Raw genomic sequence first — 22785 nt, 5'->3', positions numbered from 1 at the left:
TTACAGCCTCTCCGACTGTTGCAGATAAAAAGATTAAGAGTATTGCTATTGATATTGATTTTTTGTTTATGATATCACATCCTGTAAGTATCCGGTTCTTCGCTTGTTGCTGATATTATGAGGTAGACTATCAGTCCGATAGCCACGATTATATAAAATCCATGATAGCCGAGCTTTAGAATGTCCATAATCCATTCTGGAGCTCCGTTTTCTTGCATTATGTTGATTATTTGCATTATCGGCCCTGTAAGCTCAAAATATCCTACACAGAGCACAAACAAACCTATTAGAACGAAAAGTGCAGCCCATAACATCAATTACCAACTCCTTTGAATGTTTTGAAAAGCATGGCACCTATCCCTGTACCGAGCAGCATTATGAGAGCTACCCCCAGGTTATGAGGGAAAGCGAAACCGAAAGCTGCTGTAAACAAGAGCCCACACATCAAAGGAATGGCCACGTCCTGAGATTTGAGGAACATAATGACGACAGGGACAAAACCCACTAATAACCAAAAGTAATTACCTATGAGATTAGTGTAGGGAGCTACAAAAAAACCCAACAGGTCGAAATTTTCACCTGATAGCATTGATAAGAAAGTTTCGTTGTACATTAGGAATTTCCCTCCAGGCTGTATTTCATTACGAGCTGTGCTATACCTGCCAGATAGATGATCCAGAGGCAGATTCCAACGACTCCCACTATAGACGAGTGTAAGCCAGCCTCAGATAGTAGTAGTGCTAATATTATCGGAGAGAAAATAAATATTTTTGCCAACATCCCTATAGCTCGCGGGAAATCTCCAAACAGATATAGACCTATATCAGCATTGCTATATGAAAACTGATCAGGTACGTTTGAAGAGAAATCGCTTTCTGAGATTGATAAAGTTTGGATTTGTACCGGGATGATCCCAGAGCCTACAAGTAGAGCTATAGAAATATTTACCATTAGTAAGAATAATGATATACTATATAGTTTCATTTTAGATTCTCCTTTTATATATACTTTTATTACTCTTATGTATTTTTATCTTTAAATAGAGAAAGCAACCCCACTACTATTATTATTGATACTATTAGCCCGGATATTTTGAGCATCCCGATTACGTACAGGCCAACGACAAAGAGCCCTACGACAAAAGCACCTAATGCAGCAGAGATATACGAAAACAGAAGAGCAACTACGAAAATTATGAAAATTGAGATTATGTTGTACCATTTGTCCGGAATTTGCAGGTCCAAAAGTTGTTCTGTGCCCCTGACATATTCAGAGTGTTGAAAAATACCTCCCGTAGTGTTTGCGTATAATGATATTTTGTACTGTTCTGTAGAATCAGAATAGACATATGTAGCCGCACCAACCGGAGCTGATGTTATATGCTGGAATACCTGAGTGTCGTTTGCATCGTAAATCGAATAAATAAAAGGCTCGTTAAGAGAATTAGCAGGAGCGAACCAGTTTAGGGTCACGCTTGTATTTGTTTTGGACAGAGAATAATTGAATCCTCCGAATGTGCTTGACTGTGTAACTATTTCGATGTTTCCAACTATGAGGCTGAAAGATTCTGACGCAACAGGAGTATAGGACCCTAATGTCCTTGTATACTGTCCGCTGCTAACTGTGATATCGTAAACAGTGTCTGCTAGGAGATAAACATTAGATTCGCCTGAAGCATCAAAATAGGTTTTAGAAATAATGTTTCCTGCATGTGTAATTGTGAGCTGCGTATCAGTGTATTTGAAATTGTTTGTATAATCTATCAGGCTGAAACCTATTACTACTGTTTCAGTACTGTTTGGCATGTATGCCGTCAGGTTTTCCGGAGAATTAAGAATATAAGTCCTGGGGTTATATCCTTCGCTCCGGATTGTTGCGATATATTCCCCTGAAGATATTTCCGAGCCTGAAAAAGAAATCGTTCCTCCTGTTGTAGTTTTAGATAATGAAGCCGTGTCGTTTCTCAGGAGGACGCTAAAATTATTTAGATCTGTTAAGCTGCTTTCATTTTTTGCAGTGATTGATATATATCCCGGCACATCTGCAGCTTCGGATATTGTGAATGACCGTTCTAGTTTTGTTTTATATGCTTCTGATGTGGAATTAAGAACCTCTACTTTCCAGAAATAATTATCAGGATAGAGATAGACTGTATAACTGGAGGAGGTTGTAACAATTGAATATACGGGTAGAGTATAATCGCTGTTAGGAGAAACAGTTAATTTGTACGTATCCGAGCTTACCGGATTACCGTATAATAGAGAGATAGTATTGTAAGGAGAGGTTGCTGCTATTATTATACTGTCTGCAGGCGTACTATCTACTATTGTAAATAGTGCATCGTCTATATAGATCCGGCGTGATGCATCGAAATAAGAGGATACTATACTACATGTTACCTTGCTTGCGCCTGCCGGGATCTCGATAGATCCTGAGTATTGTGTCCAGGTCGAAATACTGCCTACACCATCAACTTGTGTATACGTGTTTTTTAGGATGTTGTTTTCTGAGTCGTAAAATGTAACATTGACATGGCACGTTGTATACGTTTCTTTTCGAATCCAAAAAGCATAACTTACGTGGCTGTAGCCCTCAATACTTAATATTGTTTGAGATATACTGTTTGTACCGCCCCCGTAAATAGAAGCTGCGTAAGTCCCAGAATGGACCGGTGAAGTTACACGGCTTACTCCTGCCGTATTGTCCCAGTCTATGAGTGTGTTTCCATCATCCCAGTTTTCAAGACTGCTGTCAGCTGTAAGGATGTTTGCGGCTGAGGCCGAAGAAGAGAATAGAAAAAGAAGGAATAGAGAAAGGAAGAAAGAGATAGATAATTTCATCGTATCACCTGTATGTTGGCTTTTGAGCTACCGTGAACCCGTAGATCATACATGCAAAAAGAACTGCTACTGGAGAATATTTCCAGCAGAGCCATACTATGTTAGCTCCTGTTTGTGCTTTTGCGTCTCCTGTGTATGCGTGTTCGTGCATGTCCTTGACAACATCATATGTTGCAGCATAGAGCAGGCCAAAGCCCAGGACCGTAAAGATAATTACAATCCAGTTCCACGCAGCCACTTAAACCGCCTCCTGAAAAGCGTTAGGATTGAGTTTCAGAAGGTCTTCTTTCAGTTCTGATAGGTCGAAGGATTCTAACAGTTTTTCAGTACCTACTTTTTCAGTAATTCCTTCTATTCGTTCCAGGACATCATCCCTGTTTGATCTTTTTGCAGAGAGGTATTTTTCTTTGAATTTAGGAGTCATGTCAGGGAATTCTTCAATGAAGTCAGGTCTTACTATTTTGAAGAGTTCTTTATAGGACCTGAAAGCGAGTTTTGCTTTTTTGTTTCCGGAAAGTTTGATAATTTTCGATCCAGAATAGTAGGCGTACATATGCCTATACCTAGTTCTGCCTGCAGTCGGATGATAGACCTCAGTGAAGCAGTACAACAGGCTTTTTATTCGCCTTTCCCGGATATCAGGGACGATATCCCAGAATGACGGAGAAACGAGAATATCATAGTGTCTACAGTCCCTTTTTATTTTGAAAAGTTCCTGGACATCGGCACTATCTTTTCCAGAATGTCTGTGAGAAAACATGACAGTTACGGCTTCATCGTACCATCCGACTTTTCCCGGAGTGTCTTTGTATTTGTTTATGAAGTTAAGGAAACTGTTTTTTTCTCCTCTGAAACTATATATCATAGAGTCATCTAGAGAGTATTGTGGGTCAAATAGATTACAGACATGAGAGGCCAGAGTGGACTTACCAGAACCCTCATTTCCTGTAATGAAAACTACCCAGTCCTGCCTGTTCTCTTCACAGTATTTTTTTGCATTTTTTACAGTATGAGTTAAGAGAGGCAGGATTTTTTTTTCCTGCTCTATTAATTCACTTTCGAAATCTTGTTCATTTTGATGAATGATTGAAGCCTGAGATCTAAGTTTATCTGCCCAACTCATTGATATTACCCCCTTATACTGAATCTGTCCAGGCGTCCCCTGGATTCAGGTATTTTTTTATTACCATTGGGTCATAGATTCCCGCTTTTTTCATTGCAAAGAGATAATCTTCGTATAGCTTGAGGAATTTGCTTGCGTTTTCTGGAGATATAGACAGATCGCACGTGAAAGCGGATTCGATACTTGTTATTAATTCAATGTCTTTATCAGTGAGCATACTTGCCGTTATATGAAAAACTTTGAAAAAAGCGTTAATAAAGGATTCATAGACTAATTTTGAATCTTGATTAATGCCTCCGAACCTGAGAGTCGTGAACAGATCCCCCATTAGATCTATACATTCAATGACTCTGAGCGTGATATCATAACGCTCCATTGCTTTGAATCCTGCTTGCTGATACTGGTTGTTATCATAAAATCCCATGTTGCCCACCGCCGATTAAATTATTAGATTTTGTTTATAGTGTGTTGAATTTAAATTATCTATATATTTATCTTTGCTGACTATAGAATTAAAATGTAAGAGCCAGTAAAGAAGTTTTCTATTTATTTTTGGAGTTGATTTAAAGTTTTTAGTGTTCGAAAAATTATAGCCCCGGAGAAGGACCCGAGGCAGTTTTAGGACTTGTTCTCTTTCTTTTCCAAAGAAACCTGAGATGTAGCAGGTAATTGTGTGCAGTTTTGTACCTCCTTATAGAGTTAGCAATTTTGAAAGAATTATTGCAGCAATGCTAAAAACTACTATAGCAGACAAGAGCCCAAGTGTTAGCGAAATTGGGTCGAAAGATTCCCCGTTTTTGAAGTGGTACAGTATACCTATCAGGATAGCTGCAGCCAGGACAAAAATTACCATTGCCCCTAACACAAGAGCCCCGAGCAGCTGATGATAGATAGGGAAAGAATTAGTGTCTGTTGAGCCTACTATCATTGAAAATGTATGTTCTGAAAATCCCCCGTCATAGACCCAGGTAAGAGCCCCTGAACTATCTGAGTGTATAGTATCATATTTTACACCGTCTCGATAAACTATTATATTCCTGTTTGCAGGAAACCCCCCTATCATATGAGTTATTATCTGCTGAGTGTCGGACGAGACAGTCCAGACTTTTTGTGAAGAAGTCCATGTCGAGATTGAGAACCACACATTACTATCTGATTCAGTATCGCTTAATTGCAGGCTATGCCAATTATCAGATATGTAGAACGAAAACGTATCATTTTCTACTATGAAGCTATCAGATGTTAGATTATCCACGGATAGATTCGCATTACCTAATCCGATAATTACATCATCCGGAATAGTAACGGCAGATACAGGGAAGACTAACATAAGCACCCCAATAAGAAAAAGTGGATAACGCATACCATCACCTCATATTGATGCAGTCCAATCGAACGAAATATTAGAACCGGACGCACTACTAATGGAAATTGTAAACGTAGTTGCTGTTTTTTCGCTCACATAGTATGTTTTGCTATCTACGTCAGTTGTTGGGGATAGAATTACATGCATTGGAGACCTTGGTAGCCCATGAGTCACGACAATACTTGTCGATCCTGCGGTAATAGTTGCAGATCCAGATTTTTTGCTGTAATCAACTGGAATTCTGCTGTATACGTCGAAAACCTCAGAGAATGTTGCGACTTTTACTTTTTTAGAAATGACGTATTGAACCATTGCTTCGAAATCCTCAACCGTTGGCGAACCTGCCATACTTGGAGTATGCGTATAGTAGATTAGCCAACCTCCCCTTGAACAAACCGCGTCCACTGCTGTTTGCCACGCAGCAACAGAAGCAGGAGCATAACGGAATAGATAAGGATAGGGAAGTTCCGGTAAAGGGTTAATTCTCTGAATCGTACTCGGGAAATACATATGATTCCTGAGAGCGTCAAAACCTTCTGTGCTCATCTGACCCGTGTAACACAAAAGCAGGAATCTAGCCCCGTCAGTGAATCCGTTTGAGACAAGAAAATCTTGTCCTGCTAGTGCCTGATCTTCGCAGGATGCAGCGGAATTATAGGACAGTGCTCTATGATTCCAGGTATGATTGATTATTTCGTGCCCGCAATCATGAGCCTCTCTCAGGTCAGCTAGTGACATGAAATTTGAAGGGATTGACATCCCAGGATTGAAGCCCCATACACCTGACAGGCCGTACTTTCTGAGCACTGCCCCGTAGGTATCCCACGCTTCTTTCCATGCGTCATCGAAGCTGAAACTGATGATAGGCATTGAGTTATGAGTATACCAAACACGGTCCACGTAAGCGTTGCCGCTTGGAGCTGTGAACGTTAGCCCTATCCGCGTCATTCTTGAATCATCATAATTACCTGAAGTGTCATACCATGCTGACGGCTGACATGGATGGAATGTAAGGTGTATCCATCTATCAATTATTGCGTTATTGGTTACACGCATTTCGTCCCCGACCCTGTTTGTGATCGAGTCGGTCATAAAATGAGCTTTGAGGGTAGCGCTACCCGTAGGGATAGTATCAAACTTTACAAGCACATGCAAAATGCATTGTCTGAAGTCCACCCCAGCAGGCAAAGTAAACTCTGATCTGCCACTATTGTAAGGCATCTTCAAGGACTTGCCGTTTGTTAGGAACGTCCCCTCGACAGTCGAGTATGAAGCATTAGACCCAAGCGTCCATCCCGTATCACAATTTGAGATTAGTAATCCTTCTGAATTTTGAGTTACCGGGCTTGACTGGGGCACGACATTAAGAATGTTAGGAAATTTCCTGTTTGTGATGGAATTCCCATAACACTTTCCCACCTGCTTGACGTAAGCGCCGTTTACCGTTGCGTATTCATCGTCTTCAGTGACTGATACGTTAGTCAGGTATGTATCAATCCGTGCATTGGAGACATTTGTAAGTAAGATTAAGACCCTGTATCCAGCAGACTGGTTTGTTGCGTTACCGTCAAGTCTCCCGCCTGTTATTGATATACCGGTTGCGTCAGTCGCGGAAAACATCACCGCCCCATCACCAACAACACCAGAAGTAATAGTACCGTCAAGGTCGATATGAGTATTAGAAGGGATCTCGATAGGAGAGTCGCCTGTTTTGGTAAACGATCCGAGTAACTGTATTTTACGTGCACCTGTTTCTGGCAATGCAGCTATTGCGCTTTTAATCACGCTCGTATCATTGCTGCCGTTGCAAACATAATCCGATTGAGCTTTCATGTGGGCTGGACAGTCGTTCCCTGCTACGACAAATACAGAAGATCGCCCAGTCGGAGCTTCAATTTCATCTGTTGTAATTTTGTTTCCTGATAGTACTGTAGTAGCGAGTGAGTTTTGTGCGTTCGCTATAGCGATCCCACCTGCTACACCTGCAAGACCCATGTATTTTAGAAATTTTCTTCTACCCTCATCCATAGAAATACCTCACTGTTTATTTTCAAGCTCTTTAACTTCTTTATCAACTTCCAGTTTTGCTTTTCTGAACTCTCCGACACTGCTCCCGAGTGCCCGAGCGAATTCTGGAAGTTTTGTCGCTCCAAATAAGAGTGCAGCTATCCCACAAATACAAATTAATTCCATTGTTCCAATCATTTCTTATTCCTCGTTCTTTCAATTACTTTAGATAGCAGAATACTAATTTCGAAAAGCCCCACCATTGGTAGAGTCATGACCGCCATGCTTATGATATCAGGAGGCGTCACAATTGCGCTAAAAACACAAGCAAAAATTACAAAGTGTTTTCTGTATTTTTTCATCGTTTCAGCATTAAGAATTCCAAGATAAGACAGTCCTCCCGAAATCGCAGGTATGCAGAAAATTACACCTGTGATAATGCTCATTGTCAATACGAAAGATATCAGAGATTGTAAGGATATAGTACCGGAAACACCTGCAATAACATATCCTGACAATGTAGAGAGTATGAATTTTGATAGCAAATATGCAGGGATAATTGCCCCGAGCATGTACGAACAGTACATTATAGGAATTCCGGTTTTTAATACGACTTTTTCTTTTTCATACAGACCGGGAGATATGAAGCAATACCCTTCATACACTGTGTACGGGAATACAGCTAATATTACCAGATATCCAGTAATCAAGAACCTGGATGTCATTGACTCGAAAGGCGTTACTGTTAGCGTTTGCATAGGCGTGATGCTCAGGATCAACCTAATTATATAATCTGAACTTCCCCATACAGCGAAAAACAAGACCGTAGAAACTAACATTATTCTGATAATTCGCATCCTGAGTTCGCTGATATGAGACTGCAATATAGAGACCTCCATAGGACTGCAATTAATCGTTAGATTGGTTTAACAGAACAATGTTACCCTCTTTTGATTTTATCGAGAGATACGACTGATAGAAAAGATAAGCAGCTGCGCTGTAGATGCAGAGCCCAGGAGCCCAAGCAAGGCCAGAAAATACATTTACAAGGCAAAGGGAGGCACCTACAAGAGAGATGCCTAGAAGGATTTTTAGAGTAGTTATGTTTGTTAAGTATTTATATAAAAATTCTAATATTTTTATATAATTCATATTGGTCACCTCAGATATTAACAGCTGTACCGGCAGCTGTGGAGATTGTGTCAACTACTGCAGAGCCAGAACCTGAACTTATCATGTGCCAGGCTATGCCTGCACCGATGAGCAGGATGAAAAATACCATTGCATACCCCATCATTTTTTGAAGTTGGTCCTTATTCTGAGCTAGTATTTCAGCTGTCCTTATTGCAATTCGCTTTTCGACGAAGTTTGGGCTGATGTTCTGAGAGTACATATAGAGAGCATCTACGTCAACTTTGGTTAGGATTCCTTTTTGTTCAGCGGCTGCAGCTGTTTGATTGATGTTTGTGTAGACATCTGCCCGAGCTTCTTTGAGTTTGGTTCCTGCTACACATGCTTCCTGTGAGGGGATTACAGCCATTTTTTGAGATGCGAATGCAACTGATATACCTGCGATACGCATTATTGCGTCCGGGTTTGGGATGAAGGTCCCGAACGTTTTAGAATTATAGCTGTTAGAAAGAGGGACAAATCTATAATTTCCTGTATCTGTTTTTAGAATAAGTAGTATACCGTTTTTGAATTTGGTTATAAGATACGGGAGAGCAAATGGAAGAGATACGAGCAAGTACCCGAATAAAGTAAGGGTAGCTATACCTAGCAATACAATGATTATTAGAAGGATTATTAAGAGCATTTTTATCATCGCCTATTTATTTATTACCTGTTAAACATTCTTCTTATTTTGTTAAAGAATCCCCCTGAGCTAGTCTGCTGGAATTGGGGATATCCTCTTAGGTCAGACTGCATGTAGGATTGTTGGATGCTAGTTGCCATTAGTTTTCGTTCGAATCCGTCTTTTGCTCGTGATAGTTCAGCACAAAGAACGTTTCGCATTGAAGTGAATTGAGTTTCCATTTCATGAGTATAAGCACCTGGGGGAAACTGCATAAGGAAGCTTGTTTTCAGATCATCGAAGCGCAGGATCATAAGCCGTATTTCTGATTCGGAAAAGTTTGATACTGCAAGATTTTTTACTATGCTGTCAAAATAGATTTCAAGATCTTCAGAGATGTGCGCTTTCAGTTCGTCTTTTTTGAGAAGTTCTTTTATAAAATCAAGCTGGTCGTTATAGGATCTGGAATTATTTACCGGGATGTTTCCAGGAATGTAAGAGTTATCTATATAGTCATCTTGTATATGTTCCAATTTTACCCCCTCCTTATTCTAAGATATCTTTTGGAGTTTCGAGCACTATTACCATCGTAAGCAGGAAACCGATTACTGTAATGATGAACCAGAATCCTGACAAAGCGTAGCTTTCCCATCCCTGCAGTGCTGAGAGTTCTACCCCCCCTGATAGAGAAGTGATATTCCAGGAAAACGCACACATCATTATACCGAGTGCGAAACTGAGCAGAGCGGGAAGAATAGCGGCTCTGGACCGTGTAGCTCCGAAATCGTAGAAAGCAAGGAAGAAAATTAGAAGAGTGACAAAGCCAAAAAAGATATAAATAGATGAGATCAAGGGTCTCACCTTTTTTACTGTCTGCGAAGTGCCATTACAATTCCGAGGATCAGCACGGCACCAAAGACGACTACACCGATTGCTGCTAAACCGAGGCCAGCCCAGCCGCTTGAGAAAATTGTGGCAATTGTAGCATTGGATACGTCATCAGTACCAACTACATTTGGAGCGATTTTTGATATGATCATTGCCACGATTGCGAGGACGATAACGAAAATCCCCATACCTATTACACCATCTGTTATATCTGCCATATGTATCACCTGTTACCTTTTTTGTTTGATAGATTGTTTTTGCTGATCAATACAGCCTCTCATATAGTCTATAGTATCTCTATTTAGTTTTCTGTTTGAGCAGGACATACCTATAGAAATGCTTGATAGACAGAGAGTTTTGAGAATAGTTATATTGTTTTTGAACTCTGCTAAGAAGCCTTTTAGCTTTTCAAACAAAAATATATACCTCTTATTTTTGAGTCCGTTTTTTTGGAGAGGTTTGTAAGAAACCCTAGTAAGTACATCAGAATATCATAAATATATAGTTATTGGTCCCATAACTTGAAGATAAATAGTTATTGGAATTAGAATTAAAAAAGATAAGATGAAAAATAAACAAAGATAATTAGTATAGAACATGTATTTATAGTTTGATATATACATTGTCTTACGTCTAAATAGAACGAGGTCAGCCCGGAACCTGAGAGGACAATGAACGGCCCTGGGATTCGGAGACCAGGAGGATGAAAAAAGATGAGTAAGGAGAAAGCTGATACTGAATTGTTGTCTGTGAAATTACCAAGACACGTGAAAGCTGATTTGCAGAAGAAGGCAAAAAAGTATAATACTGATATGTCCACGCTTACGAAGCTGATTTTTAGCTGTGTGCTCAAACAGATTTGAGGCTGAGTTATATGGACCGGAGGAAAATAGGAAAGGTTTTGATAGGATTTAGTTTAATTTCTTTTATTTTTCTTTTTATGTATGTAGAGTCAGGGCAGGTATATGAGAGGACTTATATATATACTGGAAACAATTCTTTTTCTGGAAGATATATAGAATTAGAAGAAATAGATACTAAGGAGATTTTTTATTATCCTGTTGAATTATTCTCTGAACATATAGAGAAAGGAGATATGATTATTATACGAATAATATATTCTATAGATTATCCCAATGGCAAAATAGAAAATATAGAAGTAGAAAAGGCTGATTAGTTAAAAAACCACCAGTCAACTACCTCACGCTAAAGCAGTGAGGCTTGCTTTCCCTTCGGGTTGGCAATTTAATTCATAGGCTAATCTTAGCCTAGTTGGTCTGTTGACAAGACCTCTATCGGTTATCGGTTTTACTACCGAATCACCGACTACTTTTCTAAGAATGTTTAATGCTCCGTTAATATCTGCATTAATTAACTGTCCTGTAGAACTTTTATACAATCCTCTCTTAACTCTCCTAGTTCTTCCATACTCAGGTTTTTCTATTGGATCGAGAGCTAAAGAGTCTACTTGACTTGTATAGGATTCATCCACAAGAGTATACTTAATACCGTAAAAATTACATTTACTCTCTAATTTACCTTTAAACTTACCAAAAGGAATCTGAACAAAGTTTTGATTATTCCTTCTACCGTGATTAATTCCTTGCTTGATTCCTGTTAATTCACCAATCAAAATATTACCTATCTTGTTTTTAAGACAGTGTTTTATGAGGTAGTCTACTGTTCGATTCATGAATTCAGTAATTTTAGTTGTTCTTTTAGAAAGTAACTTAATCTGTCTGTTAGTAATCTGTTTAATTCCTTGTTTATCTTTGATACTCTGTAATCTAGCATTTTCTTTGTTATACCATTGGTTAAGAGATTTTACATACTTACCGTCAATTATTGTGGCAGTCCCATTGGTATCTACAAATGTAGCAAAATTAGAAACACCAAGATCTATACTAAGATATTTAGAGTAATCAATGTCAACAGTTTGTTTTTTCTCTTCGTAACAATATTTTATCTTGAAATATTTTCCATCATACATAGGGATTATGTGGATTTCTTGGATGTATGATTTATTCAAGAACGAGGGAATTTTAAAGGTTAGAAGATCTTTAGAATATTCTTTTTTGAATTCGTTTGATATACCTAGTCTAACTTTTCCATTTTTGATAGAAAAAGCATTCTTGGGAAACGCTATCATGAAATATCCTTCTTTATCAAGGTAATGAGGAATACTAGGTTTATCAAGCTGTCCATTTTTATACATCTTCAGCAGACCAAACCAACTTCTCATTGATCTTTCTACATACTTTAGAGATTGCTGTGCTGTTGCTGCCTGCATCATCTTGTAATTTGCATCGTCCTTACAAAGATGATAGTTCTGAGGATATTTCAAAAAAGAATTATTCTGGAAGTAATACTGCCTTGTATTATACAACCCTAGATTATACAGATTTTTAGATGCTCTGCTAAGTGTTCTAAGTGCCTCATATTGTTTATTGTTTAAATGAAGATTGTTTGTTATACTCAGCATTATGTATACACAACGTATTAATAGTATAAATAACTATTTACTTTTATGAAGAGACGAGGTTCTGCTTCATCCCACTGCTAAAGCAAGTGGGTTTTCGCGACCTCCGCGCTCCACGACAATAATTGAGAGATATGTTACAATTATTTGTTTTGTGAGTTTTTTTAGCTGAATAAAATCTGAATCTTTTAAACATAATCCATATTGAAAATGTAGTAACTCTTTTATTAAATCACACATTTCATCAATTATATCATTTACATCAGCAGCTGAGTATTTCAATTTTCAGACCCCCTTAATTAAGGACTTGCAAACATGAGCAAATTTAAGAGAATCATACAAGCCCAACAAACAATTATACAGCCTATAAGTAGGACGAAATCAAGTATTGAATATTCACAACCAGAGCATTTGCTTAATTTCAATTTTCAGACCTCCTTAGGCACTCTCTTGACAGAAAGAATTTTTAAAACAAAATAATATTTTCCAGGGATTGCACCCCAGGCTTTAAGCCCTGCCCCTGTTGTGACCTCACAGGAGGCAATAAGAGAGGGAGAGGAAGAAGAATACCCGTTCCTTAGACAAACGTCTATTATCTGCCCCTGTAGAGCCCCAAGCCTTGAGATATAGAAGGGCTTTAGTTCTCTATATTCTTCCTTTTTTTCTCCAGACTTTATCATATCAAACCATTGTTTTTTTATTGGAAAAGTTAACAATCTTCAGACCCCCTTAAAGTTCCTGATTTCGTTTTATCCTTTCTTCTTCTTCCCACCTATCGACCCATTTATAAAGAGTAGAGGGAGGGATCTGCATTACCCTGGCAATCTGTGCAGGCTTTAAGCCCGTAGCCTTTAGCTTATTGTATTCTTTTTTATCCGGTTCGCTTTCTGGTCTTCCTATTTTCTTTCCTTCTTTCCTTGCTCTTTCCTGACCTAATTTAGTTCTTTCGGACAGGGATTTTTTTTCTATATCAGCAAACCAGGCGAACATACTGACAAAGATATTCCTGATTCCTTTCATGTTTTCATCTACAAGTTTCGTCCAGGCCTCATTAGGACTTAAGGAAATAATTTGTACTCCTTTAAGTTCTATATCTATGAAAAGCTGCAATGTTTCAGCCGAGGACCTCCCTATCCTTGAGAGTTCAAAAACGTAAAGCCTATCAACTTCTCCGTTTTGAATCATTTCATAAACTTTTTTAAAAGCTTTCCTGTTCTTAGCCAGAGTTAAACCTGAAACTCCTTCATCATAAAAAATATTCTCAGGTAATACACCAGCTTCTTTTAAGGCTATGATCTGATTATCTATATCCTGTTTAGAAGTTGATGTCCTGGCATAACCTAGTATAATTCCCATAAGTACATTTAATGTAACTGAAACTATTTAAACTATACACATACATTTATTGTAACGTTAAACGGTCGTTTTCTGGAAGAAAAATAAAAAAAGACTAGTTTGTTTACTCTGATTTTCAGGAAAGTATCTTTTTCTGCAAAAAATTTTGTTCCCGTATCCATTAAAAGTTAGAAATCTAACTTTCTACGGTTGTGCGGCCAGGAATACAAAACCGAAAAGAAAGCAGTCCTCTTATTGAGATAAATTAGTTATCAATATCATTGACATACTCAAAAGAGTTTAAAAAATTATAATCCACTTTACACCCAGGAATCATCTTTACTTTTCGTTTAACATACTTATCTATACCAAGCATGATTTCAGATAGTTCTAGAGCATATTCTTTAGGGCAAGTTATAGAAATACCATGTATCCCCTCTATATAATCGTACATTTCATTTTGTGTTTCTCTGCAGTCTTCGCGTACCGAGCACTGATTACACGGGCATGCTTTACACAGAGCATATAATTTTATACATTCGTCTTGACTCCCAAAATATTCACACTCTGATGAGGATTGAATTGGCGACATATCAGCTATGCGTATTCTTTCATTTCTTTTAATCATTATTTTTTACCCCCATTTTTGGATAAATTCTGACCAGCTGAGAGAAGGAGCAGAACGTAAAGCTATCTCGGCTTCACGTGAAAGATCATTACAGGGCTGTTTAGAGCCCTGAGCCTGCATGATTGAGATATGATATTTTTCTGCTCTGAGATCTTCTTCTGCTCTAATGTTTGCTTCTACTATGATGTCTTCTTCTATGATTTCCCAGTAATCTTCTAAGTACTTGATTTGTTCCATGTTTGGTTTCATAGGATCACCCGAGATCAACTATTCTGTACGAGACATATTCGTCTATGATACGGGCCTCTTCTGAGAGGCCGAGCTTTTCAAGATATTTGCCGTAGTTGTTGAATTCAATGAGGTTGAGAGCCATGTGAATCACCCCTGGCAATTGGAGATTTTAGAGCTTGAAGGAGTGCTTCAAGAGCATATCCATGATCATGGATCAGATGATCTATGATGAGATCCTGAGGCATGAAGGAGAGATGAGAATTGATTTCATAGAGGATTTCACAGGTGAGAGAGCAGAAATGTACATGAACCTCTATATCTCCCCTGGAAGACCCCATAAAGAAACTTGATGAGGAGTAGATGTTTTTGCCTTCCAGGCTGCATCCACATAGAGAACATGTTGGATTATCCTGATCCTGGCAGGATTCCTGAACATGGGAGAAGTCCGGAACTGGCAGAGTTTCTGATTTCTGTTGAGACATCTGTTCAAAGATCATTTGTTTTCTGTACTTTTTGTGAGACATTGATTTTTACCCCTGCATGAATAGGTCAGTGGCCCGTCTGAAGCTTATAGAGGGCTTTTCTTTTTCCTTAATTTTTGTACCTGAAACACTTACACTATTACGTTTTTTTGTTGTTAGAGAGCCAGAGAAGAGAGATACAGAGTCGCTTCTGTGGCTGGCTCTGAAGCCGGTTATTTTGGATATGATCCCTTTAAGGAAATATTTTTTATTTGAAGGTTTTACTTGTTTAGTTATTTCTTCCTGTTTTTGAAGGTTTTCGTTGTTGTTTTTTGATTTTACTGTTTCGGTTTCTTTTTTAGGCAAGAGGGATTTGGAGCAGGTCCAGTTTCTGCAGCCCATAGCCCAATAAAGGGCGCCCCCTTCTCTTGACATTGATTTTTCGAGGTAACTTTCCAACATGTCTTCTGGCTGCTGGCCTTCGGCTTCTGATGGACGAGACCTAGACCAGAGCCAGCCCCTACCAGGTTCGTGATGTATACTATGGATGTCAAGTATAGGACCCCCGCCATATTTCATCCATGTATACTGTAGGAGTTTTTTAGAGGCAAGCCAGTTTGTGCCGCCTATAAGGATATGAAAATGCAATCTGCCGTTTTTTTGAAATTCGCGTACACAGATCCAATCACACCTGTTAGGAAGGACTGAGTTAAAGAAATCTTTCATTTTGCCCCATGCTTGGAGTATGGATTTATTCGCCCCCCATAAAGTTTTAGCCGGGTTGTAAGGGGCGGTGAGTGTGAGGAAGACCCCTTTCAGATGACGTTTTAGAAGGGTTCTGTAGGAGCTCCTAAAACCGTTTATGTTGTCTTGCTGTCTGGCCTGATCGGTAAAGCGAGTTTTATAATTTATTATAAGGTCCTGGCTGAATACAGGGTCACCATCCGGAGCTCGGGTTAAGACTATTTTTTCAGAGGATACTCGGGTACAATAAGATTGAAAAAAATCATCCACTTCATTTTTTGCATTTGTTGTATAGATGAAGGTAGATGTGTCTTTATTATAATACCCAAAATAATTAATTCTATTTAATAATAATATTGCCTGCAATCGCTCAGGGGAAGCCCTGTTTAAGTTTTCGATTTTTGTATAGGTTTTGCCGCTTTTGGTTTTTATTTCCGAGTCTTCTGCTGTGGATTCTGGTTTTTTTGCCGTTTTGCTTATCATAGTATCAAGTCTAGTCAGAGATGGAAAAAAATTAAGGGGGTTTGTTCGTACCCATACGAACCCCCCGTTATTTTCTATGAAAAAAAGTAAGTGAGCTTTTTGCGTTTTTAAGAAGTTACGCAGACTTTTGATTGCGTTTTCTCCGGATAGTTTTAGTTTTTCTGCGATTTGATTAACTGTTCTTGGTTCAGAGAGACAAAAATCTTGAATGGTTTTTTGTTGGTAGATAGAGATGGACATGAGCAAAATACCCCCGTAGGAAGATGTGATATTCTGGTTTCTAAAAAAAATAAGAGAGATTATGCTCTCAGAGCCTCAGCTATCGAAACCTGCCGGTAATGCTTGCAAAGATCATCGCAACTATCCCGAGTGAGTTTGTGCAAGGCAATATCTACCCTGCAGTGCGGGCAGGACACATAGACCCATTGAGGCTGCAGGAAACCGCGAAGGTTCAGCCCGTCCTCATGGTCGTAGCTGCGAACCTCGGCAGAGTCCAGGAGAGCCCCGCAGGAAGGGCAAGAATGAGAAGAGATACGAGCCTGCAGAGATTCATAGACAGCATTGACCGCGAAGATATTTTCAATACTCCGGATTTCTGTTGTAGGAGGGCAAGAGGGCAGAGTGGGCAGCACTTTTTTCCAACACGTTGGACCGTAACCCCGGCTTTTGCTCTTGTGGTCTTTTAGATGCTTTTTGCAGCGCAGGCAGCGAGTATAGAGAGGCTGCATTATACCCGCCTCCCTGCTAGGTTATGCCAGTGGTGACGTGGGCCTGTTCGAAGATCCCCTGTACCTGTGGAATATACATCCCTTGAAAAATAGAGACGTCCGGCTCTTTCACTTTTGGCGTACTGTTTTTTGTGGCGGTAGTTTTGGAATATCAGTCTGTACGGCCTGTGTCTTCCGTGCAGGAAAGAGTAAGGAGAGTTCATAGGTCTGCCTCCCTCCCCTGTACCAATTGATCAATGAAACTATCTACTGTTTTTGATAGTTTTGTCGTGGGCGTTTGTGTAGTCTTTTTGTAGAGGAGAATTCTCCCATTCGAACCAATATTTGCTTTTGGGACAAGGGCTCCGACTGACCGGAGAACATCTTCAGTGACATTTTCAACCGTATACTGAGTACCGCCCGCTACAGCATCTCTTTTTTTCTTAAGCTCTTGATAGTGGTTGATCCCATCAAAGCAGATTCGATCCCCGCCCCGCGCTTTCATCCTCTCAAGAGCAATATCCATTTTTTCCAAAAGCGTGTCCTTTGAATTCATACGTGCACCCCCCGGATAACTGCATGATAAAATTGCTCAACTTCAAAGTAAGGAGTGTCAAGAGTTGTTTCGTTGTACACTTTCATGAGTGCCCGGACTTCTGCCTGATCTTCAGGAGAGAGGGCAGAGAAAAGGGGACCTTTGAGCCCGCTTTTAAATCGTTTTGCCTTCATATGAGGACACCCCCGAACAGGAGAGTTTTCCAGCTTACACACTTGACCCCGGACCAGGAAGACCGGGAGAGAGAAGAAGCAGGGAGCCTGACGAATATGAAAGGGTTCCCGTTTCTATGGACAAGGAAAATGTAATCCCCGCCCTCTAAAACTAGAATTTCGTGCTGTTGAGAATTGAAGCAGATTCTCCCTGATCTTTGATTGTTTTTATATTCTGAATCATGGATAAATTCCTGACAGCTTTTGATTTCGACCCGGACCCCGTCTATTATGCAGTCGATTGCCCCCTTATACCTGAATTCTGCAGAAGGATAGAGAGCTTTTATCCAGTGCTCCATTAAGCAACCGTTTTGAGAAGCAAGAGCATTCCCTTCTATATTCGCGCTCACTGTCTCACCCCCTCATCTAGTTCATATCTAGGATGCTGCGGGCATAATTGGCATTTAGGATCTTTTGTGCATGATTCGCATGATTGGAAAGGAGAGCAGGGACAGCCCGGACAAAGGTCTTGAAGATCACATTTTAGGCAGGCTGGCCTCATAGTATCATAGGTTACCCCGTTTAGTTTTTGGTACCGAACGGTATTGTATCTCTGGCTTCCGTAGTAGATTTTTTCATACTCTTTGAGATCTTCACTGCTGCTGAACCTTGAGTATGTAAGTTTTTTTTCGATGTCAAGCCATTCAAGAGAGTCAAAGCGAGGAGACAGCATATTATATCTTTCTGCTTCCTTGCCTTCTTCGTCAAGGATCAAAAGGAAATTGTCTTCTATTACTGCGCGGGCTGCGACGTATCCGAATGATTCACCATTAGAGCATAAGAAAAACTGAACAGGACGGAAAGTGTTGGACATCGTTTTGACCCCCCCTTAGATAAATTCCCCATAAATGACGTCCGCGTAGGTTGAGCGGGCTGTTTCGTAGTCCATGATCCCAGTTGTCCAGCTGCACCCAGAGAAAAGCGATTCAAACGAAACCGTATAACTCCCCTCAGAGAGTTTGATGAGCTGTAAAACCCCGTTTGAGAGAATGTCCTTAAAGAGTATGCGATAATTGCTTTCTTGTTTTTGACCTGCGAAAAATGCTATCATAGATTACCCCCCTTAGAATAGAGTTTTTCAGGATCTGCACTTCTGAAAATTCCCCTTGTTAGATCTGTGTTTTCTGAAAGTTTCCCGCGACTGATAAGCAGCATCAGCCCGAGATTAGAGTGCAGTTTATCTTTCCGGGCTTTGTGAGCAGGGACCCTAACAGGGCATCGTTGTTTGACAGGTTCCGAGCTCATACGGTCACCTCTACTTTTTTACAAAGAGCTTGAGGGAAATTACCCGGATGGCCTTTAGAGATTTTTTGAGAAGGAGTATCAAAAGCAGACTGACAGTTATTACAAATGTATTTATTTACGTACTGCTTTTTTAGGTCCGTAGATTTACAATCCGGACATTTCCGGAGCTGCTTTCCTGCAGAAATATCTTTGCCGCAAGCTTCGCACGCATAGCGGAATTTTCTTACTATTCTGCGAAAGTTCAGTTGGCCGCAGAAAGGACAGCAATCTCTTATCCTTTCTGTAGTCATGCTTCCACACCCTGCACTAATATATTTCTGTTATCCGAGAGTGTGTCATAGTACCTTATAGGGGTTTCATTAATCCAGAAGTGGAAAAAGCCAGATTCGTCTTGATAGTTTGGAATTTCATAGTCTGCCAGATACATACCGTCATGAATTACAAGCGTGTCCCCTTCGACCTGATAGTTGACTATGTGCGAAACGCCCCTAAACTGCTGGTTAGTACTGAGAGACACAATTCCCCATCCAGGGTTTTCTGATTGGAAAGAGACCGCAAAATCATAGCAAGTGGAAACGTTTTTTCCTGGGCAGATGACAGGCTGACCGCTCACTGTTGAAATTATAAGAGCAGAGAACAAAACAAAAGAAATAAAGAGTTTTTTGAAAGTGTTAAAATTCATGCCCTCATCACCGCAGGAACGCTTTTGGATGTGTTTTTGGTCTGAGTAGAGATAGTATAAGTTTCTCCGCAAACCAGGCAATAACGATAGAACCCTAGATCACCAGACATTATTTTTAATTCCGATCCGCAATTATCGCAGTTCATTGTACCCCACCTTCGCAAATTGCTTTACAAATCTTTGCGCAGTATGCCGCTTCATGAGGTAGAGAGGGCGTGATTTCCATTGATGCGAATTTCCGAACGAGATGGTTTTCTCTCAGGTCCGCGAGAGTCAATAGTTCTGCACTCATGCCTGGGCCTCCGCAGGATACGAAAGAATATCTCCTCTGCAGAACCTTTTATATATCCCGCAAGGGCTTTTTTCCGGAGTTTTAGAGCAAGTATAAGAGTTGTCCCGGAACCCTCCACATTTTTCAGCATATTCGCATTTTTCTGAGAAGAGCTGAAGAAGAGAAAAGAGGCTCATGCTGAAACACCTTCTTGATCTTCTCTTGCTTTGCTTACAAGCCCTCGCCTGATTAGATCACGGACTGCATCAGATCTTGATAGATAGCTACCTTTTGAGACGTAATTATCCACTTTATTTACTATTGTGTCAGGGAATTTTGCTCCTAGTACAATACTCATATTTCAATCTCCATAATATTTCACTATTTGCGTAGTAAGCTTTATTGTGTTTCACAATTGCTTCACTATAACATAAAAAGACATTAACGTATATATATGTTTGGTTAACCTAATGAAACAACGTTTCATTGATACTTCAGAAGATTATTTAATCTTATGAAGCAACCGTATTAGAGATATTATGGTTGCGAAGTATGAGCGAAAGAAGGATTCTATCAATGCGACATTGAGCCCTTCTATCAAAAAAAGAGTAATTGAGCTTGTGGATAGTGAGGAGTATAGTAGTATGTCTGATGTGGTATCTCAGGCACTAAATATGTTATTTGCTGAGATAGATATGAAAAATCAAACAAATGACTACGCAAAGAAACATCAGACTGAAGAGCAAGAACAATTTGAAAGAGAAATATGGAAACAGAAGGGGATTGCATATCAAAAAATGGGAGAGTTAGAAAAAGCAATTGAATGTTATGATCGAGCTCTAGGGATAGAAGAAGAAAAAGATAAGGAATTGCCCAAAAATACAAGAAAAGTTTTTTTTGAATGAACACTTTCACAGCGCTTTAACAACTGTTATATATTTTTAGAATATAATTATATGATTACTACTTATAAAAAATAAGGGGTCATATAGTGTATATAAAAGCGCGGTGTCCTGTATGCTATAATGAAGTATATTATAATGTACGACTTGAAATGGATGAAGAGCAAACAGAAGAACAAGCATATAAATATTCATTATCTAATGTTGAAATTATAGACACTATTTCCGAAAAAGACCTTTTAAGATATGTATTTTTGAGTCTTGGCAGCATGGTTTATAATGGTATGAAGATAGAAGATCTAGAGGATATAGTAATAGAAAAATTTGGGATTACCAGGCCATGCTGCAAAGAACTTATAGAGAAAATTATATTAGAGCTTAATTTATACACCCCCGATATGAAAACATTATACTTTGCTTAAAGTTATTTTTTTTACATTGTTGAAAAAGATATATTAACTATTACCTCTAATTTCCCTTCAAAAAGCTGCCCTTTTCCCTGACAGTACTTTTATCGTTGGTGCAGACACCATTAACAGGATCTTTGATCCAAAATATTATAACGGTACAGCAGACACATCCACTATTTTAAAGCATTTTAAGGAAAAGAATGTACGCTTCATGGTGTTTCACAGGAAATCCGTTAAGCTTTACATCAATCCTGAAGTCCTTGAGTTTTGCGAGATTATCCCTGTAGATGAATATGAAGACGATGGGATATCCTCTACAGAAATCAGAAAAAAGCATGAAAAATAAATTAGGGAACTGACCCTGAGAATACATTCTCTTTGAGAATACATTCTCTTGAGATATTCTCACCTTTCACTTGCGGATAAGGATGTTTTTTTCTAATGAACTTAACTAATTAGTATAAAAATCCTTAAATCTGCTCAACTTTTATGTAAACCTTTAAATCTTCTCAATTTCTTGCCAGATTTCATTTTTTAAGTTGAAATTTTCTTATTTTAGAAGAAAAAAGGACTGTTTGAGTTTTTAGAAACAATGTAAACATTCTGATATTTTTATTCAATTTTTAGGAAAATATAAATATCATTACTAGGAAACAACTTACCGTCTTCCGATAAAGAAGACAACTCTAAGTTATCTTGAGATGAGAAAAGGACTGAAAAAAATGGCAGATATTGAAGGTTTACTCCATGAGGTTGCTGATGCGGTAATCTCATGTAAAAAAGAAAAAGTGCTCGAAGCGGTTGAAAAAGCCAGGGCTGAGCTTCCGCCGGAAGAAATTATTGAAAAAGGGCTTTCTGCTGGCATGAACCAGGTAGGAGTTTTGTTTGAGAGGGGAAAACTCTTCCTGCCACATGTAATGATGGCAGCTGATGCAATGACTGCAGGTGTGAAATTGCTTGAAGAGGGAATGCCTGCAGGCACTCAGGAAAAGAAGCTCGGTATCATTGTAAACGGGACAGTCGAAGGCGACGTTCACGACATTGGCAAGTCAATCGTCTCTACAATGCTCCAGTCTGCCGGTTTTGAAGTCCACGACATAGGCAGGGACGTCCCTATCCGGAACTTTGTCCAGAAAGCAAAGGAAACCGGTGCTGACATGGTAGGGATCTCCTCGCTTATGACTACAACCCTGCAAGGGCAGAGGGAAGTTATCGAGCTCCTGAAAGAAGAAGGGCTGCGCAGCCGCGTTAAGGTCATGGTGGGCGGTGCCCCTGCAACCCAGGCATGGGCTGACAAAATAGGCGCAGACTGTTATGCAGAAAATGCAAGTGAAGCCGTGGCAAAGGCAAAAGAACTGCTGCTCTGAATCCCATTTTTAGTCATAATGTAACAGTCCAAATTTAATAATTTGAGTATAGC

41 protein-coding genes are annotated in these 22785 nt (G+C 39.4%); 6 read left to right on the top strand and 35 right to left on the bottom strand.

Annotation, left to right across the window (positions count from 1 at the left end):
• Positions 1 to 74: 74 nt before the first annotated feature.
• The 15 genes from MSHOH_RS11520 to MSHOH_RS11450 form a co-directional block, all read right to left on the bottom strand.
• Positions 75 to 314 carry a hypothetical protein gene (locus MSHOH_RS11520; RefSeq protein WP_048139783.1) on the bottom strand — a complete coding sequence of 80 codons (240 nt, stop codon included), beginning with the start codon at positions 312 to 314 and terminating at the stop codon, positions 75 to 77.
• Positions 314 to 613, bottom strand: coding sequence for a hypothetical protein (locus tag MSHOH_RS11515; protein ID WP_048139781.1), 300 nt, complete (start codon positions 611 to 613; stop codon positions 314 to 316). Before MSHOH_RS11515 ends, MSHOH_RS11520 begins: the two co-directional genes overlap by 1 nt.
• Positions 613 to 951: a hypothetical protein gene (locus tag MSHOH_RS11510; protein WP_162197631.1), complete on the bottom strand. Its 339-nt coding sequence runs from the start codon at positions 949 to 951 to the stop codon at positions 613 to 615. Before MSHOH_RS11510 ends, MSHOH_RS11515 begins: the two co-directional genes overlap by 1 nt.
• Before the next feature lie 68 nt (positions 952 to 1019).
• Positions 1020 to 2840 (bottom strand): hypothetical protein, encoded by a 1821-nt coding sequence (locus MSHOH_RS11505; RefSeq protein WP_048139778.1) that lies wholly within the window; start codon positions 2838 to 2840, stop codon positions 1020 to 1022.
• Between the two features lie 4 nt (positions 2841 to 2844).
• Positions 2845 to 3078: a hypothetical protein gene (locus MSHOH_RS11500; RefSeq protein ID WP_048139776.1), complete on the bottom strand. Its 234-nt coding sequence runs from the start codon at positions 3076 to 3078 to the stop codon at positions 2845 to 2847.
• Positions 3079 to 3963, bottom strand: a complete 885-nt coding sequence (locus tag MSHOH_RS11495; protein WP_048139774.1) for a hypothetical protein — start codon at positions 3961 to 3963, stop codon at positions 3079 to 3081.
• Positions 3964 to 3976: 13 nt separating this feature from the next.
• Positions 3977 to 4387 (bottom strand): hypothetical protein, encoded by a 411-nt coding sequence (locus MSHOH_RS11490; RefSeq protein WP_048139772.1) that lies wholly within the window; start codon positions 4385 to 4387, stop codon positions 3977 to 3979.
• Positions 4388 to 4654: 267 nt separating this feature from the next.
• Complete coding sequence (locus MSHOH_RS11485) at positions 4655 to 5293, bottom strand: hypothetical protein (protein WP_162197630.1); 639 nt, start codon at positions 5291 to 5293, stop codon at positions 4655 to 4657.
• 42 nt (positions 5294 to 5335) lie between these two features.
• Positions 5336 to 7357, bottom strand: a complete 2022-nt coding sequence (locus MSHOH_RS11480; protein ID WP_048139768.1) for a polysaccharide deacetylase family protein — start codon at positions 7355 to 7357, stop codon at positions 5336 to 5338.
• 9 nt (positions 7358 to 7366) lie between these two features.
• On the bottom strand, positions 7367 to 7534 hold the full coding sequence (locus tag MSHOH_RS22830) for a Sec-independent protein translocase subunit TatA/TatB (RefSeq protein ID WP_082089331.1): 168 nt from the start codon (positions 7532 to 7534) through the stop codon (positions 7367 to 7369).
• Positions 7531 to 8175, bottom strand: coding sequence for a twin-arginine translocase subunit TatC (gene tatC / locus MSHOH_RS26030; RefSeq protein ID WP_394297769.1), 645 nt, complete (start codon positions 8173 to 8175; stop codon positions 7531 to 7533). Before tatC ends, MSHOH_RS22830 begins: the two co-directional genes overlap by 4 nt.
• A gap of 323 nt (positions 8176 to 8498) precedes the next feature.
• Positions 8499 to 9152 carry a hypothetical protein gene (locus tag MSHOH_RS11465; RefSeq protein ID WP_158024130.1) on the bottom strand — a complete coding sequence of 218 codons (654 nt, stop codon included), beginning with the start codon at positions 9150 to 9152 and terminating at the stop codon, positions 8499 to 8501.
• Between the two features lie 23 nt (positions 9153 to 9175).
• Positions 9176 to 9664, bottom strand: coding sequence for a hypothetical protein (locus MSHOH_RS11460; RefSeq protein WP_048139760.1), 489 nt, complete (start codon positions 9662 to 9664; stop codon positions 9176 to 9178).
• A 13-nt stretch (positions 9665 to 9677) separates the two neighbouring features.
• Positions 9678 to 9983 (bottom strand): hypothetical protein, encoded by a 306-nt coding sequence (locus MSHOH_RS11455; RefSeq protein ID WP_048139758.1) that lies wholly within the window; start codon positions 9981 to 9983, stop codon positions 9678 to 9680.
• A gap of 14 nt (positions 9984 to 9997) precedes the next feature.
• A complete protein-coding gene (locus MSHOH_RS11450) occupies positions 9998 to 10237 on the bottom strand; it encodes a hypothetical protein (RefSeq protein WP_048139756.1) in 240 nt (79 codons plus the stop codon).
• Positions 10238 to 10732: 495 nt separating this feature from the next.
• On the opposite strand from MSHOH_RS11450, the gene MSHOH_RS24340 reads away from it, so the two are divergent.
• Both MSHOH_RS24340 and MSHOH_RS11445 read left to right on the top strand, forming a co-directional pair.
• On the top strand, positions 10733 to 10882 hold the full coding sequence (locus tag MSHOH_RS24340; protein ID WP_162197629.1) for a hypothetical protein: 150 nt from the start codon (positions 10733 to 10735) through the stop codon (positions 10880 to 10882).
• Between the two features lie 11 nt (positions 10883 to 10893).
• Positions 10894 to 11196, top strand: a complete 303-nt coding sequence (locus MSHOH_RS11445; RefSeq protein ID WP_048139754.1) for a hypothetical protein — start codon at positions 10894 to 10896, stop codon at positions 11194 to 11196.
• A gap of 24 nt (positions 11197 to 11220) precedes the next feature.
• On the opposite strand, the gene MSHOH_RS11440 is transcribed toward MSHOH_RS11445, so the two are convergent.
• The 20 genes from MSHOH_RS11440 to MSHOH_RS23750 all read right to left on the bottom strand — a co-directional run bounded on the left by MSHOH_RS11440 (position 11221) and on the right by MSHOH_RS23750 (position 20411).
• Positions 11221 to 12504 (bottom strand): RNA-guided endonuclease InsQ/TnpB family protein, encoded by a 1284-nt coding sequence (locus MSHOH_RS11440; protein WP_048139752.1) that lies wholly within the window; start codon positions 12502 to 12504, stop codon positions 11221 to 11223.
• Between the two features lie 63 nt (positions 12505 to 12567).
• Positions 12568 to 12780, bottom strand: a complete 213-nt coding sequence (locus MSHOH_RS11435; RefSeq protein ID WP_048139750.1) for a hypothetical protein — start codon at positions 12778 to 12780, stop codon at positions 12568 to 12570.
• A 146-nt stretch (positions 12781 to 12926) separates the two neighbouring features.
• Positions 12927 to 13214, bottom strand: coding sequence for a hypothetical protein (locus MSHOH_RS11430; RefSeq protein WP_052730828.1), 288 nt, complete (start codon positions 13212 to 13214; stop codon positions 12927 to 12929).
• A gap of 13 nt (positions 13215 to 13227) precedes the next feature.
• On the bottom strand, positions 13228 to 13854 hold the full coding sequence (locus MSHOH_RS11425) for a recombinase family protein (protein ID WP_052730827.1): 627 nt from the start codon (positions 13852 to 13854) through the stop codon (positions 13228 to 13230).
• Between the two features lie 244 nt (positions 13855 to 14098).
• Complete coding sequence (locus MSHOH_RS11420) at positions 14099 to 14461, bottom strand: hypothetical protein (protein WP_048139749.1); 363 nt, start codon at positions 14459 to 14461, stop codon at positions 14099 to 14101.
• 6 nt (positions 14462 to 14467) lie between these two features.
• Positions 14468 to 14710 carry a hypothetical protein gene (locus tag MSHOH_RS11415; protein WP_048139747.1) on the bottom strand — a complete coding sequence of 81 codons (243 nt, stop codon included), beginning with the start codon at positions 14708 to 14710 and terminating at the stop codon, positions 14468 to 14470.
• Positions 14711 to 14814: 104 nt separating this feature from the next.
• The gene (locus tag MSHOH_RS11410) at positions 14815 to 15216 is read right to left on the bottom strand and encodes a hypothetical protein (protein ID WP_048139745.1); all 402 of its coding nucleotides are present in this window, start codon (positions 15214 to 15216) and stop codon (positions 14815 to 14817) included.
• A 6-nt stretch (positions 15217 to 15222) separates the two neighbouring features.
• A complete protein-coding gene (locus MSHOH_RS11405; protein WP_158024129.1) occupies positions 15223 to 16380 on the bottom strand; it encodes a rolling circle replication-associated protein in 1158 nt (385 codons plus the stop codon).
• A gap of 299 nt (positions 16381 to 16679) precedes the next feature.
• Positions 16680 to 17108 carry a DUF6011 domain-containing protein gene (locus MSHOH_RS23770; RefSeq protein WP_158024128.1) on the bottom strand — a complete coding sequence of 143 codons (429 nt, stop codon included), beginning with the start codon at positions 17106 to 17108 and terminating at the stop codon, positions 16680 to 16682.
• Complete coding sequence (locus tag MSHOH_RS11395) at positions 17108 to 17311, bottom strand: hypothetical protein (RefSeq protein ID WP_048139739.1); 204 nt, start codon at positions 17309 to 17311, stop codon at positions 17108 to 17110. The genes MSHOH_RS23770 and MSHOH_RS11395 overlap by 1 nt, the downstream gene beginning before the upstream one ends.
• The gene (locus MSHOH_RS11390; RefSeq protein WP_048139737.1) at positions 17308 to 17643 is read right to left on the bottom strand and encodes a hypothetical protein; all 336 of its coding nucleotides are present in this window, start codon (positions 17641 to 17643) and stop codon (positions 17308 to 17310) included. The genes MSHOH_RS11395 and MSHOH_RS11390 overlap by 4 nt, the downstream gene beginning before the upstream one ends.
• Positions 17640 to 17816 (bottom strand): hypothetical protein, encoded by a 177-nt coding sequence (locus MSHOH_RS23765; RefSeq protein WP_158024127.1) that lies wholly within the window; start codon positions 17814 to 17816, stop codon positions 17640 to 17642. Before MSHOH_RS23765 ends, MSHOH_RS11390 begins: the two co-directional genes overlap by 4 nt.
• Positions 17813 to 18205 carry a hypothetical protein gene (locus MSHOH_RS11385; RefSeq protein WP_048139735.1) on the bottom strand — a complete coding sequence of 131 codons (393 nt, stop codon included), beginning with the start codon at positions 18203 to 18205 and terminating at the stop codon, positions 17813 to 17815. Before MSHOH_RS11385 ends, MSHOH_RS23765 begins: the two co-directional genes overlap by 4 nt.
• Positions 18202 to 18669, bottom strand: a complete 468-nt coding sequence (locus tag MSHOH_RS11380; protein WP_048139732.1) for a C1 family peptidase — start codon at positions 18667 to 18669, stop codon at positions 18202 to 18204. The genes MSHOH_RS11385 and MSHOH_RS11380 overlap by 4 nt, the downstream gene beginning before the upstream one ends.
• 15 nt (positions 18670 to 18684) lie before the next feature.
• Complete coding sequence (locus MSHOH_RS11375; RefSeq protein ID WP_048139730.1) at positions 18685 to 18906, bottom strand: hypothetical protein; 222 nt, start codon at positions 18904 to 18906, stop codon at positions 18685 to 18687.
• Complete coding sequence (locus tag MSHOH_RS11370; protein ID WP_048139729.1) at positions 18903 to 19100, bottom strand: hypothetical protein; 198 nt, start codon at positions 19098 to 19100, stop codon at positions 18903 to 18905. The genes MSHOH_RS11375 and MSHOH_RS11370 overlap by 4 nt, the downstream gene beginning before the upstream one ends.
• A 286-nt stretch (positions 19101 to 19386) precedes the next feature.
• A complete protein-coding gene (locus MSHOH_RS11360) occupies positions 19387 to 19782 on the bottom strand; it encodes a hypothetical protein (protein WP_048139725.1) in 396 nt (131 codons plus the stop codon).
• Positions 19779 to 19928 (bottom strand): hypothetical protein, encoded by a 150-nt coding sequence (locus tag MSHOH_RS23760; protein WP_158024126.1) that lies wholly within the window; start codon positions 19926 to 19928, stop codon positions 19779 to 19781. Before MSHOH_RS23760 ends, MSHOH_RS11360 begins: the two co-directional genes overlap by 4 nt.
• Positions 19929 to 19979: 51 nt before the next feature.
• Entirely contained in the window at positions 19980 to 20204 is a 225-nt protein-coding gene (locus MSHOH_RS23755; protein WP_158024125.1) for a hypothetical protein, read from the bottom strand.
• 42 nt (positions 20205 to 20246) lie between these two features.
• Positions 20247 to 20411: a CopG family ribbon-helix-helix protein gene (locus tag MSHOH_RS23750; protein ID WP_158024124.1), complete on the bottom strand. Its 165-nt coding sequence runs from the start codon at positions 20409 to 20411 to the stop codon at positions 20247 to 20249.
• Positions 20412 to 20592: 181 nt separating this feature from the next.
• Between MSHOH_RS23750 and MSHOH_RS11350 the strand changes: the two genes are divergently transcribed.
• From MSHOH_RS11350 to mtbC, 4 genes are all read left to right on the top strand, one after another.
• Positions 20593 to 20958, top strand: coding sequence for a tetratricopeptide repeat protein (locus MSHOH_RS11350; protein WP_048139720.1), 366 nt, complete (start codon positions 20593 to 20595; stop codon positions 20956 to 20958).
• Positions 20959 to 21044: 86 nt separating this feature from the next.
• Positions 21045 to 21377, top strand: a complete 333-nt coding sequence (locus MSHOH_RS11345; protein WP_048139718.1) for a hypothetical protein — start codon at positions 21045 to 21047, stop codon at positions 21375 to 21377.
• Positions 21378 to 21579: 202 nt separating this feature from the next.
• A complete protein-coding gene (locus tag MSHOH_RS25655) occupies positions 21580 to 21711 on the top strand; it encodes a hypothetical protein (RefSeq protein WP_275425526.1) in 132 nt (43 codons plus the stop codon).
• A 376-nt stretch (positions 21712 to 22087) separates the two neighbouring features.
• Positions 22088 to 22732, top strand: a complete 645-nt coding sequence (gene mtbC / locus MSHOH_RS11340; protein WP_048143406.1) for a dimethylamine corrinoid protein MtbC — start codon at positions 22088 to 22090, stop codon at positions 22730 to 22732.
• The last annotated feature ends 53 nt before the right edge of the window (positions 22733 to 22785 follow it).

The organism is Methanosarcina horonobensis HB-1 = JCM 15518 (assembly GCF_000970285.1).
Classification (GTDB): Archaea; Halobacteriota; Methanosarcinia; order Methanosarcinales; family Methanosarcinaceae; genus Methanosarcina; species Methanosarcina horonobensis.
This window is presented reverse-complemented; position numbering and strand designations above follow the sequence as displayed.

Bases quoted from the DNA above. Each gene is read 5' to 3' on its own strand.
- MSHOH_RS11415 (WP_048139747.1), bottom strand. From the start codon at position 14,710: ATGAAACCAAACATGGAACAAATCAAGTACTTAGAAGATTACTGGGAA.
- MSHOH_RS11420 (WP_048139749.1), bottom strand. From the start codon at position 14,461: ATGATTAAAAGAAATGAAAGAATACGCATAGCTGATATGTCGCCAATT.
- MSHOH_RS11350 (WP_048139720.1), top strand. From the start codon at position 20,593: ATGGTTGCGAAGTATGAGCGAAAGAAGGATTCTATCAATGCGACATTG.
- MSHOH_RS11410 (WP_048139745.1), bottom strand. From the start codon at position 15,216: ATGTCTCACAAAAAGTACAGAAAACAAATGATCTTTGAACAGATGTCT.
- MSHOH_RS11480 (WP_048139768.1), bottom strand. From the start codon at position 7,357: ATGGATGAGGGTAGAAGAAAATTTCTAAAATACATGGGTCTTGCAGGT.
- MSHOH_RS23750 (WP_158024124.1), bottom strand. From the start codon at position 20,411: ATGAGTATTGTACTAGGAGCAAAATTCCCTGACACAATAGTAAATAAA.
- MSHOH_RS23760 (WP_158024126.1), bottom strand. From the start codon at position 19,928: ATGAACTGCGATAATTGCGGATCGGAATTAAAAATAATGTCTGGTGAT.
- MSHOH_RS11510 (WP_162197631.1), bottom strand. From the start codon at position 951: ATGGTAAATATTTCTATAGCTCTACTTGTAGGCTCTGGGATCATCCCG.
- MSHOH_RS11505 (WP_048139778.1), bottom strand. From the start codon at position 2,840: ATGAAATTATCTATCTCTTTCTTCCTTTCTCTATTCCTTCTTTTTCTA.
- MSHOH_RS23765 (WP_158024127.1), bottom strand. From the start codon at position 17,816: ATGAAGGCAAAACGATTTAAAAGCGGGCTCAAAGGTCCCCTTTTCTCT.
- MSHOH_RS23755 (WP_158024125.1), bottom strand. From the start codon at position 20,204: ATGCTGAAAAATGTGGAGGGTTCCGGGACAACTCTTATACTTGCTCTA.
- MSHOH_RS11370 (WP_048139729.1), bottom strand. From the start codon at position 19,100: ATGAGCTCGGAACCTGTCAAACAACGATGCCCTGTTAGGGTCCCTGCT.
- MSHOH_RS11495 (WP_048139774.1), bottom strand. From the start codon at position 3,963: ATGAGTTGGGCAGATAAACTTAGATCTCAGGCTTCAATCATTCATCAA.
- tatC (WP_394297769.1), bottom strand. From the start codon at position 8,175: ATGTTAGTTTCTACGGTCTTGTTTTTCGCTGTATGGGGAAGTTCAGAT.
- MSHOH_RS11515 (WP_048139781.1), bottom strand. From the start codon at position 613: ATGTACAACGAAACTTTCTTATCAATGCTATCAGGTGAAAATTTCGAC.
- MSHOH_RS11405 (WP_158024129.1), bottom strand. From the start codon at position 16,380: ATGATAAGCAAAACGGCAAAAAAACCAGAATCCACAGCAGAAGACTCG.
- MSHOH_RS11465 (WP_158024130.1), bottom strand. From the start codon at position 9,152: ATGCTCTTAATAATCCTTCTAATAATCATTGTATTGCTAGGTATAGCT.
- MSHOH_RS11390 (WP_048139737.1), bottom strand. From the start codon at position 17,643: ATGAATTCAAAGGACACGCTTTTGGAAAAAATGGATATTGCTCTTGAG.
- MSHOH_RS11490 (WP_048139772.1), bottom strand. From the start codon at position 4,387: ATGGGATTTTATGATAACAACCAGTATCAGCAAGCAGGATTCAAAGCA.
- MSHOH_RS11450 (WP_048139756.1), bottom strand. From the start codon at position 10,237: ATGGCAGATATAACAGATGGTGTAATAGGTATGGGGATTTTCGTTATC.
- mtbC (WP_048143406.1), top strand. From the start codon at position 22,088: ATGGCAGATATTGAAGGTTTACTCCATGAGGTTGCTGATGCGGTAATC.
- MSHOH_RS11425 (WP_052730827.1), bottom strand. From the start codon at position 13,854: ATGGGAATTATACTAGGTTATGCCAGGACATCAACTTCTAAACAGGAT.
- MSHOH_RS11520 (WP_048139783.1), bottom strand. From the start codon at position 314: ATGTTATGGGCTGCACTTTTCGTTCTAATAGGTTTGTTTGTGCTCTGT.
- MSHOH_RS23770 (WP_158024128.1), bottom strand. From the start codon at position 17,108: ATGCAGCCTCTCTATACTCGCTGCCTGCGCTGCAAAAAGCATCTAAAA.
- MSHOH_RS11395 (WP_048139739.1), bottom strand. From the start codon at position 17,311: ATGAACTCTCCTTACTCTTTCCTGCACGGAAGACACAGGCCGTACAGA.
- MSHOH_RS11485 (WP_162197630.1), bottom strand. From the start codon at position 5,293: ATGTTAGTCTTCCCTGTATCTGCCGTTACTATTCCGGATGATGTAATT.
- MSHOH_RS22830 (WP_082089331.1), bottom strand. From the start codon at position 7,534: ATGATTGGAACAATGGAATTAATTTGTATTTGTGGGATAGCTGCACTC.
- MSHOH_RS24340 (WP_162197629.1), top strand. From the start codon at position 10,733: ATGAGTAAGGAGAAAGCTGATACTGAATTGTTGTCTGTGAAATTACCA.
- MSHOH_RS11380 (WP_048139732.1), bottom strand. From the start codon at position 18,669: ATGTCCAACACTTTCCGTCCTGTTCAGTTTTTCTTATGCTCTAATGGT.
- MSHOH_RS11375 (WP_048139730.1), bottom strand. From the start codon at position 18,906: ATGATAGCATTTTTCGCAGGTCAAAAACAAGAAAGCAATTATCGCATA.
- MSHOH_RS11360 (WP_048139725.1), bottom strand. From the start codon at position 19,782: ATGAATTTTAACACTTTCAAAAAACTCTTTATTTCTTTTGTTTTGTTC.
- MSHOH_RS11445 (WP_048139754.1), top strand. From the start codon at position 10,894: ATGGACCGGAGGAAAATAGGAAAGGTTTTGATAGGATTTAGTTTAATT.